Source organism: Clostridium sp. CTA-7 (assembly GCF_054768095.1).
On sequence record NZ_BAAAAV010000005.1, the window covers coordinates 127,841 to 144,038 of the forward strand.

General features: G+C 28.8%; 16 protein-coding genes. 2 read left to right on the top strand and 14 right to left on the bottom strand.

Features of this window, described 5'->3' with window-relative positions; translation table 11 throughout:
* Positions 1-780 precede the first annotated feature (780 nt).
* A complete protein-coding gene (locus ACYUEX_RS11705; protein ID WP_460288327.1) occupies positions 781-1,077 on the bottom strand; it encodes a hypothetical protein in 297 nt (98 codons plus the stop codon).
* A gap of 109 nt (positions 1,078-1,186) precedes the next feature.
* On the opposite strand from ACYUEX_RS11705, the gene ACYUEX_RS11710 reads away from it, so the two are divergent.
* Positions 1,187-1,894: a nucleoside phosphorylase gene (locus tag ACYUEX_RS11710; RefSeq protein WP_460288328.1), complete on the top strand. Its 708-nt coding sequence runs from the start codon at positions 1,187-1,189 to the stop codon at positions 1,892-1,894.
* A gap of 323 nt (positions 1,895-2,217) precedes the next feature.
* On the opposite strand, the gene ACYUEX_RS11715 is transcribed toward ACYUEX_RS11710, so the two are convergent.
* From ACYUEX_RS11715 to ACYUEX_RS11755, 9 genes are all read right to left on the bottom strand, one after another.
* Positions 2,218-2,544 carry a hypothetical protein gene (locus ACYUEX_RS11715; protein WP_460288329.1) on the bottom strand — a complete coding sequence of 109 codons (327 nt, stop codon included), beginning with the start codon at positions 2,542-2,544 and terminating at the stop codon, positions 2,218-2,220.
* Positions 2,545-2,935: 391 nt separating this feature from the next.
* Positions 2,936-3,472 carry a WYL domain-containing protein gene (locus ACYUEX_RS11720; protein WP_460288330.1) on the bottom strand — a complete coding sequence of 179 codons (537 nt, stop codon included), beginning with the start codon at positions 3,470-3,472 and terminating at the stop codon, positions 2,936-2,938.
* Positions 3,473-3,660: 188 nt separating this feature from the next.
* On the bottom strand, positions 3,661-3,840 hold the full coding sequence (locus ACYUEX_RS11725) for a helix-turn-helix transcriptional regulator (protein ID WP_460288331.1): 180 nt from the start codon (positions 3,838-3,840) through the stop codon (positions 3,661-3,663).
* 545 nt (positions 3,841-4,385) lie between these two features.
* On the bottom strand, positions 4,386-6,086 hold the full coding sequence (locus ACYUEX_RS11730; RefSeq protein WP_460288332.1) for a hypothetical protein: 1,701 nt from the start codon (positions 6,084-6,086) through the stop codon (positions 4,386-4,388).
* A 341-nt stretch (positions 6,087-6,427) separates the two neighbouring features.
* The gene (locus ACYUEX_RS11735) at positions 6,428-7,300 is read right to left on the bottom strand and encodes a PH domain-containing protein (protein ID WP_460288333.1); all 873 of its coding nucleotides are present in this window, start codon (positions 7,298-7,300) and stop codon (positions 6,428-6,430) included.
* Positions 7,301-7,525: 225 nt separating this feature from the next.
* A complete protein-coding gene (locus tag ACYUEX_RS11740) occupies positions 7,526-8,200 on the bottom strand; it encodes a response regulator (RefSeq protein WP_460288334.1) in 675 nt (224 codons plus the stop codon).
* Entirely contained in the window at positions 8,193-9,800 is a 1,608-nt protein-coding gene (locus tag ACYUEX_RS11745) for an ATP-binding protein (protein WP_460288336.1), read from the bottom strand. The genes ACYUEX_RS11740 and ACYUEX_RS11745 overlap by 8 nt, the downstream gene beginning before the upstream one ends.
* Before the next feature lie 258 nt (positions 9,801-10,058).
* Positions 10,059-11,030, bottom strand: coding sequence for a 2-keto-3-deoxygluconate permease (locus ACYUEX_RS11750; protein ID WP_460288337.1), 972 nt, complete (start codon positions 11,028-11,030; stop codon positions 10,059-10,061).
* Positions 11,031-11,097: 67 nt separating this feature from the next.
* Entirely contained in the window at positions 11,098-12,270 is a 1,173-nt protein-coding gene (locus ACYUEX_RS11755) for an NAD(P)-dependent malic enzyme (RefSeq protein ID WP_460288338.1), read from the bottom strand.
* 262 nt (positions 12,271-12,532) lie between these two features.
* Here ACYUEX_RS11755 and ACYUEX_RS11760 point away from each other — a divergent pair, with 262 nt between their 5' ends.
* A complete protein-coding gene (locus ACYUEX_RS11760) occupies positions 12,533-13,180 on the top strand; it encodes a pentapeptide repeat-containing protein (RefSeq protein WP_460288340.1) in 648 nt (215 codons plus the stop codon).
* A 139-nt stretch (positions 13,181-13,319) separates the two neighbouring features.
* Here ACYUEX_RS11760 and ACYUEX_RS11765 read toward each other — a convergent pair whose 3' ends face one another.
* The 4 genes from ACYUEX_RS11765 to ACYUEX_RS11780 are packed head-to-tail and all read right to left on the bottom strand — an operon-like array spanning position 13,320 to position 16,093.
* Positions 13,320-14,669: an ABC transporter permease gene (locus tag ACYUEX_RS11765; RefSeq protein WP_460288341.1), complete on the bottom strand. Its 1,350-nt coding sequence runs from the start codon at positions 14,667-14,669 to the stop codon at positions 13,320-13,322.
* 1 nt (position 14,670) lies between these two features.
* Positions 14,671-15,333 carry an ABC transporter ATP-binding protein gene (locus ACYUEX_RS11770; RefSeq protein WP_460288342.1) on the bottom strand — a complete coding sequence of 221 codons (663 nt, stop codon included), beginning with the start codon at positions 15,331-15,333 and terminating at the stop codon, positions 14,671-14,673.
* A gap of 32 nt (positions 15,334-15,365) precedes the next feature.
* Positions 15,366-15,590 carry a helix-turn-helix domain-containing protein gene (locus ACYUEX_RS11775; protein WP_411168382.1) on the bottom strand — a complete coding sequence of 75 codons (225 nt, stop codon included), beginning with the start codon at positions 15,588-15,590 and terminating at the stop codon, positions 15,366-15,368.
* A 14-nt stretch (positions 15,591-15,604) separates the two neighbouring features.
* Positions 15,605-16,093 carry a DUF2975 domain-containing protein gene (locus ACYUEX_RS11780; protein ID WP_460288343.1) on the bottom strand — a complete coding sequence of 163 codons (489 nt, stop codon included), beginning with the start codon at positions 16,091-16,093 and terminating at the stop codon, positions 15,605-15,607.
* Between the last annotated feature and the right edge of the window lie 105 nt (positions 16,094-16,198).

Genomic DNA, 16,198 nt, shown 5'->3' on the forward strand with positions numbered 1-16,198 from the left:
AATTCTATTTAATTATTATGTTTATGCTTGTTTTAGCATAAAACATCTTTAAAGGCTAGTTATATCAATGATTTAGGTGTAGTTACTACATAAATTTATTAGGTAACTACTATATACCCCATTCTTCTTTTAACTTATTAACTATTTTCATCATCTCCCCATCATCTTTTACTATATTTGGGTGATATGCCTTTCTAAAGTTTCATATAGTTTCTTATATTTACTTTTATATTCTTCATTGTGGTTATTATGTTTATTACTATGATAGTCACCATATGAATTATAATTATTGTAGTTACTTTTAAAGTTTTCATAATAACTACGTTCCTGTTTTTTTAATTCATACTACTTTTTTATATTGTTTAACATTTTTTAGTACTCCAAATATATCATAACAATAATCATATGAATTTTTGCCATACACTTTTTCAAACTTTTCTTTTTCTTACACGTATCTCTTTAATATATCTTCGCTCATTCTTGCTGGATTCCAAAAACTTAATTTCTACCTCTCAATAGAATGTAATCTATACTCATTTGTTATTTAGCTTTGAGAATAAAAAATATCACAAATTCATTTCTGAATGATGCGACATTTTAATCTGATACTTCATATTTATGGAACTTTTCCTCAAAGTGTTTTCGTAATCCTGCAATCTATTTAATCAAACCTTTATAAGCTTTTTGCAATTTGATTTCTTGTAATAGTTTCCCATACTCACTTAAACTTTTACTCAATGATTCCATTCTCTATTCCTCCTAAATGCTATAAATAAATTCCTATTTTCCACAATGTAACGCTACATCCTTAATATAACTATCTCCTGCATAAAACTCAATTATCTCCTGTTTTTCCAAATCATTGAGCCTATTAATATTCGCAATATAATCACCATGGCTCTCGCCATTAATCATATTCTCAACTACCGTGCATTGGCATACAACCTTTTTAGTGGATGCTGAGTTCTTCATTCGTTCTTTTGCTAGTTTATTAAATAATCTCATAATATTCATCTCCCAATTATAAATGACCTGTTTATCATTAATATATATAAATTCAGATTGCTTTTTTAACATTCAACCCCATCCTAAATTGGAATTTAAAGGAGGAAATATTTTAAATATGAGTATTATAAAAAACGAAATTCCAATTTTATAATTTGATACAGAACATAAATCGGTTATTATGCCAAATCACGAAAAACTTGACTTACATCTACCACGAAAGGCTGTTTTTGCATTTCTCGGTGAACATATAGATAAATATGCAAAAAATTATAAATGTGTACAAGTATCTAATTTTATTTCAGCAACAAAAATATACCCTATATATGTAACTAACTATAGAGGAGAAAATATTTGTTTGTGTCAAGCGCCAGTGGGTTCAGCACCAGCAGCACAGTTATTAGATTGGTTAATAGGTTATGGTGTTAAGGAAATTATTTCTGCTGGTTCGTGTGGAGCATTAGAGAATTTTCCTGAAAATACTTTCCTTATTCCTAAAAAAGCTTTAAGAGATGAAAGTACATCTTATCACTATATGATGCCATCACGCTATGTTGATGTTAACAAATCTGCATTAAGAGCAATCGAAAAAACATTGAAAGAACATGGTCTAAAATATACTGAGGTTATATCCTGGTCTACGGATGGATTTTTTCGAGAAACAAAAGAAAAGGTATTATATCGAAAAGAAGAAGGTTGCTCAGTTGTTGAAATGGAATGTTCTGCATTAGCTGCTTGTGCACAGATGCGAGGGGTAATATGGGGAGAAATTTTGTTTACAGCTGACAGTTTAGCTGATATTGAGAAATATGATGAAAGAAGTTGGGGTGGAGATTCATTTGAATATGCACTAAAACTTTGTTTAGATACTTTAATCAATATAATATAGTTTAACATATAGATAAATTCCAATTTATCAATTAGAATTTATGAACAATCTTAAATTATTAGGATTAAGAAGTAAAGTGGACAAATTAATTTGTCCACTTTTATACGTTCTATTATCAACACTGGTTTAAAACAGAGCCTATTTTTTAAATATTCACTCATACCAAACTTTAATATTTAAAGTTAACTTCAAGTCAATATAGATAAAAAAGTAGAGTATATATTATCTTGCCTGCTCACTTTTATTCTCCAAAGTGGAATCAATATAATATATATTCTACTTAGTATAAACTAACTATTTATATCACATGTACAATTTTATCTTTAGATCGGAAAGAATGGAAATGGGAAGAAAAATGGGAATACCCCACGGACATTATTAAATGGAAAGCCCCTACGTCTAAATCTCCTGCGCCTTCTCATTCCCCTACGGCCACCAAATTGCCTTTGTCCCTCAGGCATAGGCATATCGTCTAGATCCATTACGTCCTCACCAACTAACATAATAATTCCATTAGAATCGACATTTTCTAGGATTCCTTCCACTGAACTACCATCTTTCATTACTAAAATAATATGAAAGTCTATTAAGCTTTTGCATTCATCGAATAAATTTTGTAGGCTATAATTCTCGCCTCTATCAAAATTCAATTAAATCACTTCCTTTCTATTAGCATGATATTCACTCCAAACAAAAATGGTACTATTTGTAAGATGCTTTTTATTTATACTCGATATAAACTTTCTAAAAAACTAGTTGAACTAATACCATATAACATATCGTTCCACCAGCAATAGAAACTAATATTCCAATAATAGAATTATAACGCTTGTCCTATTTTAGCCAATTATCTATAAAAATAACAACTAATAAAACTAGCCGTAAGCAAATATAATAATTACTTAAGACTAGCTCCATTAGCTACTAATTAATATCTATATTAAAATTCTGTTGTACCAAATTTATCATTTCTAAGATATTGTATATTAAAAAAGATGACACCTATGTGTCACCTTTATAAATTTCACTCATCTTCTTTATTCATAATTTTACTTTTTCTTTTAATTGTAGTGGAGATATAACTTTAACTTTGTCCTGCATGCTTATAACAAAATCCGCAGTCCAGTCCAAATCACTAACTTGAAATATTATGTATCCCTTTTCTTCATTGCTGTTTCTCTGAAAAAATTTTGCATCAATTTTGTCTGTTAGAAAAAATTCATTAATAATGTCATATTCTAATGTAACATTATATAAAGTTTTTGAATCTTGCTGAGGAAACAAAGCAGTACCGAAATCATTTCTAAAATCAATTTTTTCAATTGACTTGCAATTAAAATTTTTATCCAGAATTCTATATGAAACAATTCTATTAACCTTAAAAAAACGAAATTCATTATTATCTTCACAAAAACCATATAAATACCAATATGACTGCTTAAAAATAAGTTTATATGGATGAATAATCCTCATTTTTCTAGAGCTTTTAGAAATATATTCAAGGCAAATACACTTATGATATTCTATCGCTTCATGCAAACCAGTAGTTTTTCCTGTGTAATGATATCTTGAAAGCATGATGATAAATCAATTAAATAGTCACTTTCTGAAAATATAGTTTTTGTTTCTTTTGGTATTATTTTTGCCATTAGATTTATTAGATCATTATTTCTATTAATGCTCATCAACCCAGAAAGTGCAGTAAAAATATTTTTTATATCATTATTAGAAAAAATACTTTTTTTATACTTGTATCCTTCAACAACTTATACTCCGCCACCAATACCCGAATATGTAATTATAGGAATTCCTGATTCATTTAATGTATCCAAGTCACGAAAAACTGTACGCTTAGAAACTTCAAATCTTTCTACCAGCTCTTTTATTGTAATTCTGTCTGTATTAACTAGTATATTTAATATTCCTAATAATCTATCAATTTCCATAGTAGCACACCTTCTATCAATTATTTAGTTAAACTAAAAGCAATCTATATTTATATATCATAAATACTTTATATTTGTATAAAAAACTCTATTTAGGCATTTTTTATAATTTTTTCTCTGCCTTATGTTATATGGTGCGAGTTTATAGAAAAAATTATAAACTATACTTCCCTTATGAGAGCACATATAATATATCTAAGCTACAAATTCCTATTTAACGGGCTCAATTACTATTACTTGCTAATTATAAATGTAATTATAGCTTATAAAAATCTATTATTAAACATTTATAACTATATATTCATAGAAAATATATGATGTCCCCATATCCATTTTCCCCATTTACAAGACCTACCTTTAAGCTAAAGTCAATATCTAACTATCTTTACTTTTGAACGTTCAACAAAAATTTTAGAGAGTTCTTGAGGTAATAATTGAATATTGAGCATAAAAGCACTTATAAAGGATGTCGCGTTTCGCGACACCCTTTTGCTTGCTTCACTCTTACTACATATATCTCTCTGTACTTATCCACTTCTTTATTTTTACTCCCTCTTAATCTCTTTAACATATTCCCATGTTATTCCCTGATCCTTTGATTGATATAAGGCACTGGAGTTTCCATTGTGGTCTCCATCAGAACCTTGACCAACTAATACATTAAGAACTCCATTTTCTTCATAAGGCATTCCTGGAAAATCAAAGGGATATATAATACTTCCATTATTAAGAGTTACCTCAATTTTAGGAATATCTATTTCTTCAAAAGATAATCCTCCATCTTTAGTTCGATATAGATCCCCATAGCTACCACCACTACGAGATAAGGCTATAAATCCAAGCTCTTCATTTATAAATGTTACTCCTGATGCTCCACCACTTCTCCCCATAAACGGATCTCCATTTATAATATTCCATGTAGCTCCCCCATCCTTAGTTTCTTCTAAAGAATAAAATCTACTACCTGCTGCAGCCCCTACCACTTTTAATTTATATCCAATATTGTCTGATAAATAAAACTCTTTATCTTCACTCCTTGCTGTGCTAGCAGGCTTCCTACTTTCTTCTTTATTTAATTTATCTTTTTTAATGTTATTTAAATCTTCTGTTAAGTTATATCTAGCAGGAGTTAGTACATCCTCTTTTCCTGGCACATAAATAGAAACAGTATATCCTATTATTTCTGAGGATACTTTGTCGGCTAACTTTGTATTTCCTTCTAAATCTATATAAACAATTCCATTTGTATTAAATCCAAAGCTTCTTTTACCGTAATAAAGAATACCATACTGCTTTTCATTCCACTTACTTACCGTGTCCTTAAGTGGTATAACCTTCATTGTATTAATAAGTGGTTCTATAAGCTTATCCTCATTAAAATCTGGATTCACGTAACCATCCAAAGATACAATTATCTTTTTTGACCTACTTTTATTATATGAAATTAAATAACTTTCTAGTTCACCTTTATCATTTTTGCCATATAGAAAAGCATCAAAGAATTTGATTGTTCCATAAGAATCAAAATTAAGGCTAAAGCTATCAGAAACATATAAAGTTTTGGGCATATGAAGTTTATCATTAATATCTTTAAATACTCCTTCTATCCCATCTTCATATATATTATTATGTTTAAGTTTTATCTCCTTTTTATGTTCTAAATCATGTAAAACCCATGAAAGCTTTCCATTAAATTTAATTGCACTACGATATATTTTTGCTCCATAAAATAATGTTGCAATTACTATAATAATTATAGCTATATATTTCCATATAACTTTATAAAGTGATTTATGCCATACACTTACACTTGTATTTAAATCTTTCTTTATAATACTTATATCTTCAGAAGTTTTATTTATCATATTTAAAATTATAATGTCTCTATTTTTAAGTACTATATATGCATATTTTTTATTTATACTAAATGATTTTATATCTTGAAAGTTTACTCGTATCTCTCTATCTTGTAAAATACTTATACTATTCTCATAAACCTCATAATTATCTATAATATATTGTGGCATAGTTAGTGACTTTCTTCTAACTCTAATTATTAAATATATAAGACAACCTAAAAAGAATAGCATACATATAAATAACACAGTAACATTGTTATCAAATCTTCCAAACCTACATAATGTATATAATTCGTAGAAAGAAACCCAATATATTAATACAAATATAGGACTAGTTATCGTTGATAAAAGTACTTTTCTTATTATAATTTGTTTGTATTTTTTCATTTCACCATTATTCCTCCTTCTTATTTTATTAGTATAAATAAATTATACAATATTTTTCCAGTTATTGTTGTGAGTTGTACTATTATTTTTACCTTCTATTTTTCTATAACTTCATTTAAAGAACATAACTTTATAAAGTTTAGCTAATACTGAAATGAATGCTTATGGTTAAGAGATAGTATTATAAAAATGGTATTAATAAGAATAACCCACGAAAATCTAATATTAAGATTCTCGTGGGTTTATGTTATGATTGCAATACTCAATCTTTAATAGCAACTATCTATTTTTAATTATAAACTATGTTTTATACAAAGTTTTTTGAGAGTTTTATAAGTATATTAAATACCAAGGATTTGTTTTTTCTTAATATTAAACTCCTCTTCTGTAATAGCGCCCATATCCAATAATTCTTTGAATTTTAAAATTTCATCTGCTGAGCTATAATTTTGCCCTGAACCTGTTTGTTGTACTACTGGATTTGTTTTAGACTCTTGTACCTCTAAAAGTAATTCATGTATTTTATCATTAATATTTCTAGCTGCACTTTTATTTACTTCAACATTAAAAGTTTCTTTTACAGTATCTATAGTAATAATACCTGTTATTGCACCTGTCGTCATAGTAATATCATTAAGATTTTTTAATGATACAGTTTGAATTATTTCTCCTACCATCTTTTTTTGTGCCATAACGATCCTTTTGTTAGTAACAGCATAGGCAAAATTAGAATCATGTTTACCATTAACATAATTATGAAGACCAATAAAGCACATTAATATTTCTTCATCTGAACTTAAGGAATTTTCTATTAACTGAAAATGCTTTAATGCCCAACTCTTTGCTGTTCCCATTCCATAATTATTATCTAGACAATATTGATACATATCATTTGCATTTCTTGAAATTCTTTTCTTATCATCCTTTGAATTGCCAGCACTCGTAAAATCATTACCTTTTACATATACTTTTTGATATATCAGATCATATAACTCCTTGAACTCATTTGAACTCTTTTTTAGAAAAAAAATTGGATATGTTCCTTTTTGCGTAGTGATTACAACGCTTCCATTTTTAAACAATGTTGGTGTCACAAAACTTACACTCCTAATATCACTAATAGTACATTCTTCTTTTTGCACCCCTTGTTTAATTAATACTTTTTCTCCATCAATAGTTACTTTATTTGGGCCATACCCCTTATACTCTTTCAATCTAAATCCTCTCCTATTCTTATAAGCTCTTTTAATATAACTTCTATTTATCCTATAATTTATACTATCATTAAATTTTCATTGTGTAAATATTACCAATTGTTCAAATTTTATTATATAAGAATCCATGGGGAACATCATATAAAAATAAATATTCTCAAAAAATAGACACTTAAAAAATCCATGGAATAGCTATCAAATGATAATTTTATTCCATGGATTTTTTTAAATTTTGTGATATTTATATTGTGGTCTACCTACCTTACCGTATTCCACCAATTTTTCCACTTTATTTTCTTTTTCCATATATTCAAGATATCTTCTAACTGTTACTCTTGCTATACCTAGTTTTTCTGCTAAATATTCTGCTGTCAAATCCTCATAATTACTTTTTTCTATTTCATCCCATATAGATCTATATGTGAATCTATTAAGTCCCTTAGCAAAATCCTCTTCATTTTTGGAAACAATTGAATTAGCTATCAACTTATCTAATTCCTTTTGTTCAATTTCATCATTATTTTTGAATTTATCATATCTACCTTTAAATTGATAAAGTGCCTCTTTAAATCTATCAAAGTCAAAAGGTTTAATTAGATAATCTACAACTCCATACCTAAAAGCTTCTTGTATTCTCTCAATAGATTTATCAGCAGTAATTAAAATAATATCTATGTCTATCTCTTGTGCTCTTATCCACTTTAATAAATCAATTCCATTTTCCTTAGGCAGGTACACATCTAATAATATTAAATCAGGTTTTTTAGTTAATATAACTTTTTTTGCATCAGTAAGGTTAGAAACAGCTTTATATAAAACAAATCCTTCTATTCTTTTTAAGAACTTAACATTTATTGCTCTAACCATAGGATCATCTTCAATAATCATAACTTCAATCAAACTTATCACTCCTTGCCATTGGTATATCTATATTCCAAAGAACACCTTCATCTACATGAAATTCTATTGTACCTTTCATTTCATCTATTATTTTTTTAACAATATACATACCATGTCCACGCTGTCCTTCCTTCGTAGAGAACCCTTGCTGATATATTTTTTCTCTATACTCTAATGGAATTCCTCCACCATTATCTTTCACTTTTATATTTAAAAAATGTTTATCTTCAACTATTTTTATATATATTAATCCAGTTCCATCATTTTTAACTTCATCTAAAGAATTCTCTATTAAATTTCCCACAACTGATACAATTTCTTCAGAAGACATACATTCTGGTAAATTTTTAAGCTTTGAATTTTCATCTATTTTTAATTTAACTCTACATTCCTCAGCCTTATTATATTTTGCAAGTAACAAAGCTGATAAAGAAGGATCTTTTATTTTCTCTGTTAGAATATTACTTATATTATTTCTTACCTTCGCCACATCTGCTATAAATTGTAGAGCTTCAGTATATTCTTCTAGCTGTATAAGTCCTGCAATTGTGTGAAGTTTATTCATAAATTCATGATTTTGAGCTCTTAAGGACCATGCCATTTTTTTAGCACCTGTGAGCTCTTCAGCCATTCTAGTCACCTCAGTTTTATCTCTAAAGCTAGCAATAGCTCCAACAACCTTCCCTCTATTAATTATAGGGATTCTATTAGTCATTATTATTGTGTTATTTATTCTCTGCTCTTCTTCAAACTCAGGTTTTCCCGTCTCTAATACATTAATCATATGGGTATTAGGAATAACTTCTTCTACATTATGCCCTATAATCTGTTCTTTATTAACAGCATTTTTAAGATTTAATATCTTTAAAGCTGAATCATTTATAAGAGTAATTATACCAATATGATCAACAGCTACTAACCCCTCATGGATAGCATCAATAATTCCCATCCTTTCATTATAAAGCTTTGTTATCTCATCCGGCTCAAGTCCCATCAAAATTTTCTTTATATTATTTGCTAATAAAAATGCACCTATTATACCTACCGTCAATCCACCAATTGCAATTAATATTATATATAAAATAGCTGTATGCTTAGCTGTTTCAACACTGTGAGTTAGTGTACCTACACAAACAAAACCTATCTCTTTTTTGTTTTCTTCATCATATATTGGAGCAAAAGCTCTTAAGGATTTTCCCAATGTTCCCGTAGCCTCAGAAATATACGTTTCTCCCTTTTGAGATACTCTATACTCATCTCCTCCAACAAAGCTTTTCCCTATCATTTCAGGATTTGGATGAGAATATCTAATCCCCTCCATATCTACTACAATTATATACTCAATTTGCTCTAAATGTTTAAGCTGCATATTAACATAAGGTCCAATCTTTCGGTTTGGATCCTTATCCTCCAATGCATCTACTATCTCTCTAGAATGCGCCACCATCTCAGCTACATTCATAATATTAGTTCTAGCCTTATTTTCAATATTTCCAGTCATCCACGAGGCGACAAAAGAAATGATTATAATTATAGAAACAAACACTACTGCACTAACTAATAATGTAAGCTTTGTTTGCAATTTAATTGGTTTTTTCATATTCATCACCTCAATTTTAATATATCTTTTCTATTAATTAAAATACATTAAAATGCTATAACATAACTATTTTAAATGTATAAACTTTTGAAGTTTTTATATTTATATTTTGAAACTAAAAAACACAGAATAGTAGAAGACCTTATGTAAACCTAGAAGAATTAATATAAGAGACTATCCTAATCTCATTATATAGTACTTCATTCATAATTGTCTCCTACTTTTTCCGTGTTTAATTTAGTATCTAATCAATATTTTTTATGCAACTGCTTCATTCTTCATTTTTTTCATTTTATTTTTTTGGAGTAGTTTGAATGCATAAGTTACAATCAGTGGACAAAGGATTGCTGAAATCACGCATGCTGCTGCAACCTGTGCAGTTGCCAATGTTGCCACAACAGCCATACTTGGATCTGCAGCTGCAACAGCAGCTGGTGTCGCTACAGCATTTCCTGCTGTTGACCCTGTTGCAAGTCCAATTATAGGTTCTTCTTTAAATAGTTTCAATAATACGTAAGCTCCTATTCCTGTTAAAGAAGCTATTACTCCTAATAATATACCAGGACCTCCTGCTTCTACAATAGTTTTAAGATCCATTCCTGCACCTAATGGGAAAGAGAAGAATGGAATTAATAACATTTTACTGCTTCCAAGGAATTTTCTCATATCAGGATCAATATTTCCTAAAATCATACCTACTACTATTGGAATCATTACTGCTACAAGTGCCTTAAAAGGAACTTGAGCAAGTCCTGATGCACCTAATGCAACTAATGTGAAAAATGGGCCATCTTTTAAAGATAATAAAGCATAAGCTCCTACATCTGTTTCATCACCATACTGTGAAGCAAGAGATGCATATAATCCACCATTACAATTTGTTAATGCCGCAAGGATAGCTAATGGTGATAAACCTAATACTCCTGCAGGTCCAAAAACTTTTCCTACAAATATACCAATACCTGCACCTACTATAAATTTTCCTGATATTAATATTGCACCTTTTTTTATTGCCTTTGGTGCTAATTTGAAATTAATTTGTGAACCAATTAAGAACATAAAACAAGCCAAAATTGTTGTTGATGCCTTTGGTCCGAATAATGCCGTTGTGAAACCACCAATCTCGAAAAATTGTGGAAAAAATGTATTAACTAATACCCCTAAAAAAAGTGGGACTACCATCATACCGCCTGGAATTTTATCAAGTGTTTTTTTAATTGGAATTTGCATTTTTACCCCTCCATTTATCTTTTATCCGCTTGTAGAATTTCTACAAGCGGTTCATTATTCTAAATTTTTATACTCTTGCTACTCCACTTTTTCTTGCTGCTTCTTTTATTGCTTCAGCTACATTAGCTGCAACAGTTTTGTCTAATGCATATGGAATTACATTTTCCTCATTTAAATCTTCATCTTTTATAATAGAAGCTATAGCATATGCTGCTGCAATTTTCATTTCTTCATTTATTTCTTTTGCCCTAACATCTAATGCTCCTCTGAATATTCCTGGGAATGCAAGAACATTATTAACTTGGTTAGGGAAGTCTGATCTTCCTGTTCCAATTACTCTAGCTCCTGCTGCTTTTGCTTCATCTGGCATTATTTCAGGTGTTGGGTTTGCCATTGCAAATAATATAGAATCCTTATTCATTGATCTTACCATGTCTTGAGTTACTACTCCTGGTGCTGAAACTCCTATAAATACGTCTGCACCCACTAATGCATCAGCTAAACTTCCTTGAATATTCTCTGGATTAGTTATCTTTGCAAGTTCCTTCTTAGCATCATCTACATTTTCTATTCCTTTATAAAGAGTGCCAATTCTATCACATGCAATTAGATTCCTTACTCCTGAAGAAAGTAATAGTTTAGCTATAGCAGTTCCTGCTGCTCCTGCACCATTTATAACAACCTTTACGTCTTCTATTTTTTTATTAACAACTTTTAATGCATTTATCATTCCTGCAAGAACAACTATTGCAGTTCCATGTTGATCATCGTGGAATACAGGTATATCAAGTTCTTTCTTTAATTTTTCTTCAACTTCAAAGCATCTTGGAGCTCCAATGTCTTCTAGATTGATTCCTCCGAAGCCTGGTGCTATTAACTTTACAGCTTTTACAATTTCATCAACATCTTTTGTATCTAGACATATTGGGAATGCATCAACCCCTGCGAACTCTTTAAATAATATTGCTTTACCTTCCATAACTGGTAATCCAGCCTTAGGTCCTATATCTCCTAATCCTAATACTGCTGTTCCATCTGTCACTACTGCAACTAGATTTCCTTTTGAAGTATACTTATAAACATTTTCTTCATTCTCATGAATTTTTCTACATGGTTCTGCAACTCCTGGAGTATAAGCTAAACTTAAATCATCTCTTGTTTCAACTTTAATCTTTGATTTTATTTCTATTTTTCCTATATTGTTTTCATGTAATTTTAAACTTTCTTCAAAATAATTCATATTTTATACCTACCCTTCAAATTTCATATTATTTTTTGTATTCGTTTTCTATGAGTAAATAATAACATCACTTTTTTATTATTAAAATATTTTAAACTTTAAAAATATATTATGGTCATAAAGAATATTTTGTTATGTTTTTAACAACATATAAATATTGTTATTAAATTCATTTCATTAGTAATAATCCTAACAGTATGGTAATATTAATTAGACTAAACAGGTACAAAATTAAATTTAAGATATTAAGATGGAGGTAACAATGGCTAAAAACCAAAGCGTTAAAGGAAATTTCAATTATAATAACATAGAGAAGAAAGATAAGAACTTCATGTACAAAAATCTCGAAAGAAGTAATTGCTATAATTGTAATTTTTCAGGTTCGAATTTTGATTATGTAAATTTTAGAGGTGCACATTTTAAGTCATCTAGCTTTTTTAAATGTAGCTTTAAATGGTCTGAGTTTATAGGAACTAATTTCAAAAAGAGTAATTTTAAAAATGCATTCTTTGAAAATGCTATATTTGACTCTGTAAAGCTAGAAGATGTTGATTTTAAAGATGCAAAATTCATAAATACAATATTTGTATCAAGCGACATAAGCAAAGCTAAAAATTTAGATACTAAAAATCCAGAGATAAGAATTTTTGATGAAATGCCTCAAATAGAAATAAGTGAAGAACTTAAGAATGCAGCTTTTAATACATTCAATAATAAATATATAAAAGCTTCAAGGGTTCTGGATACAAAAGACGGTGGTCTTAATTACTTAAACATTATGATTCTTTTAGAAAATTTTGATGAAGAAATATTAATTAAAGGATTAAATTTTATTACTAGTGAATTAGATAGAGATTTTTATACACTAAGTTATATAATAAAATTTATTCAAAATATGCCAATATCTTAGTATTAATAAATTTTACATAATAGTATTTCTTTTAAAAAGTAAATAATCCAGTGAGATGTACATATTTTATTGTTATCTCACTGGATTATTTAAGCTCTCCTTATTTTATTACTATTGCTTTATTTTAACGAAATTAACCTTATTCATATCGTAATGACTCTACAGGATCAAGCTTCGAAGCTTTATTAGCTGGATACAAGCCCGCAATAATTGAAATTAATATAGCAAATCCTATAGTCCCAAGAACTAACCAAATAGGAGTAGAGAAAATATTAGGAACGTCATTAATTCCCTTTGATTTCAAGAAGCCATCTAAGAATACTTTAATAATTTGAGTATTTATTAAACTAAAAACTACACCTATTAATCCGCCTATAAATCCAATAGCAGCTGATTCTACAATGAACAACCTCCTTATATCCCCCCTAGAACATCCTAAGGCTTTCATTATTCCAATAGATCTTGTTCTTTCATATATAGCCATAGTCATAGTATTAATTACACCTATAGAAGCAACGAATACTATTATTATACCTATCACTGCTAACACAGCGTTAACTACAGTGAAAGTAGATTTAACATCTTTAATCATTGATTGTATACTTGTAGTTCCATAACCCATTTTAGTAATTTCATCTGAAACTGATGAAACATCAGATATATTTTTTACTGTAACTTCTACTTTGTCTGCTCCATTTTCTTCATAATAGTTTTGATTTAAATTTTGATAACTTATTAAGTCTTTTACATCATCGATAGAAACTATTAGCTTATCACTATTAGAAAAATTTTCTCCTATTATGCCTACAATTTTAAAGTTTTTAACTAAAGGTTCCATCATTGGTATCCCAGACATGTCTGGCAACTTAGCTGTTAAAGTGATTTCCTTTCCAACAACAGATTCAGCATCATTAATACCTAACTTATCTAATAATTTTTTCCCTATTAATATTGAATTCTTATCTTCCTTTTTAAGCATTTCACCGTAGATAATTGGTTCTAAATCTTCTTTCTTTTCTTTAATTCTTACAGTTTCTATGTTATTCTCAGTAAATATCGGATAGTTTAAATCATATGCCAAAATAGCTGTATCCTTTATCTCTTTATCCATAAGCTTTTTCTCAATAGATGGTATATATGTATAAACGCTTATATCTTTAACCTCTTTAATTTCTTTAATTTTGTTCAAAGCATTCTTATCTAGAATCTTAGGCTTTGATTTTGATTGTTCAGAAGAGTTTTCCCCTTCTTTATTGACTTCTAACTTTACACCATCCTGTTCTGTCTTATAAGGAGTTACATCAATAACATTAGCAGAAGCCCTAGCTTTCAAATTATCTTCTATAATCTTTTGTACTCCTACTCCGAGACTTACCATGAGTATTATTAGCATAGCTCCTATGGAAACTGCAAAAGATGTAAGAAAAGTTCTCATTTTTCTTCTACTTAGATTTCTAAATGCTGTTTTTATACTATTTTTCAGTTTCATATTAAACCTCCACCTTACCATCCTTAATTTTTATAACTCTATCCGCATACCTTGCTTCTTCCATGTTATGTGTTACCATAACAATGGTATATCCTTTCTTTTTAAAATTAGTAAGCATTTCCATAGCCGCTGATCCTGATTTAGAGTCTAAATTTCCAGTTGGCTCGTCCGCTAAAATTATTTTAGGATCATTTACCAAAGCTCTAGCTATGCTCACTCTCTGTCTTTGCCCACCTGAAAGTTCTGTAGGTTTATGCTTCATTCTATCTCCCATCCCCAAAGCTTCAAGCACTGATTTAGCTTTATCATTCATTTCTTTATCAGATGCTCCTGCTATCATTAGCGGCATCATAACATTTTCTACTGCTGTAAGGGTAGGCTCTAAATTGAAGGATTGAAATACGAATCCAATTTTTTCATTTCTAAATTTAGACATTTTCTTATCTTTAAATTTACTAATATCCTCACCTTCGATAATTACCTCTCCTCTTGAAGGCCTATCTAATCCTCCTATCATATTCATTAATGTAGATTTACCGGAACCAGATGGCCCAACTATAGCAACAAACTCACCTTTTTCTATTTTTAAACTAACATCATCCAGAACAGTAAGTTTTTCACTGCCAATATTATAAGTCTTACTTATATTTTTAATATTTATCATGTTTTTTCTCTCCTTATCCTTAATTATATTTTTTATTTTAATCCATCATCACCTTCATCTACATATTCTAAGATATCTCCTGGTTGACAATCTAAAGTTTTACATAATGATTTTAACGTAGAAAAACGAATAGCTTTTGCTTTATTATTTTTTAAAATCGAAACATTAGCCATGGTTATACCAAGCTTTTCTGAAAGCTCTGTAGAGCTAATTTTTCTTTTTGCCATCATCACATCTAGATTTGCTATAATAGGCATGGAAACACCCCTTTCTATATTGTTTTATCATTTTCATCCTTAATTTCTATAAAAATCTTAAATAATTGTGATAGCACTAAGAATAAAAATCCTATAGTTGTTCCGATGAAAATAACTATAAAAATAGGACCTAATAAAAGAGCATTTCTAAAAAAATCAGTTGAGTACTTTAAGTATGTTGTACTCATGATAAAAATAATTATTTCACTAAATGAACAAAAAGAAATTATTTTTAAAGAGTTAACAATGTTAAGTGAAAAGGCATTATTTTTTGCAACTAACTTACAGATTTTCTTTAAATTAAATAATGCTATAACATATGGAACAGCACATAGATAAATACATGTCGATATTTTTATCACTAAGTTTTTATCCAATAAAGAATATTCACTTTTTAAAAGTGCAGTTGTAATAAGTGGAGTTCCTAAAAGCATTAATAATGTAATACATATTCCTAGAAGTACAAGAAAATTTAAAATTTTGTAGTTTAAGTTTTTTTTCATTTTACTAACCTCTCCTTTAAGTTTATATAACTATATTAAGATAAATATTTATCGTTTGTCAATAATTTTTTTCCTCAAAAAGATATTTCCCCTTTAATAATCATT

Bases quoted from the DNA above. Each gene is read 5' to 3' on its own strand.
- ACYUEX_RS11705 (WP_460288327.1), bottom strand. From the start codon at position 1,077: ATGTTAAAAAAGCAATCTGAATTTATATATATTAATGATAAACAGGTC.
- ACYUEX_RS11710 (WP_460288328.1), top strand. From the start codon at position 1,187: ATGCCAAATCACGAAAAACTTGACTTACATCTACCACGAAAGGCTGTT.
- ACYUEX_RS11720 (WP_460288330.1), bottom strand. From the start codon at position 3,472: ATGCTTTCAAGATATCATTACACAGGAAAAACTACTGGTTTGCATGAA.
- ACYUEX_RS11725 (WP_460288331.1), bottom strand. From the start codon at position 3,840: ATGGAAATTGATAGATTATTAGGAATATTAAATATACTAGTTAATACA.
- ACYUEX_RS11730 (WP_460288332.1), bottom strand. From the start codon at position 6,086: ATGAAAAAATACAAACAAATTATAATAAGAAAAGTACTTTTATCAACG.
- ACYUEX_RS11745 (WP_460288336.1), bottom strand. From the start codon at position 9,800: ATGAAAAAACCAATTAAATTGCAAACAAAGCTTACATTATTAGTTAGT.
- ACYUEX_RS11750 (WP_460288337.1), bottom strand. From the start codon at position 11,030: ATGCAAATTCCAATTAAAAAAACACTTGATAAAATTCCAGGCGGTATG.
- ACYUEX_RS11755 (WP_460288338.1), bottom strand. From the start codon at position 12,270: ATGAATTATTTTGAAGAAAGTTTAAAATTACATGAAAACAATATAGGA.
- ACYUEX_RS11760 (WP_460288340.1), top strand. From the start codon at position 12,533: ATGGCTAAAAACCAAAGCGTTAAAGGAAATTTCAATTATAATAACATA.
- ACYUEX_RS11765 (WP_460288341.1), bottom strand. From the start codon at position 14,669: ATGAAACTGAAAAATAGTATAAAAACAGCATTTAGAAATCTAAGTAGA.
- ACYUEX_RS11770 (WP_460288342.1), bottom strand. From the start codon at position 15,333: ATGATAAATATTAAAAATATAAGTAAGACTTATAATATTGGCAGTGAA.
- ACYUEX_RS11775 (WP_411168382.1), bottom strand. From the start codon at position 15,590: ATGCCTATTATAGCAAATCTAGATGTGATGATGGCAAAAAGAAAAATT.
- ACYUEX_RS11780 (WP_460288343.1), bottom strand. From the start codon at position 16,093: ATGAAAAAAAACTTAAACTACAAAATTTTAAATTTTCTTGTACTTCTA.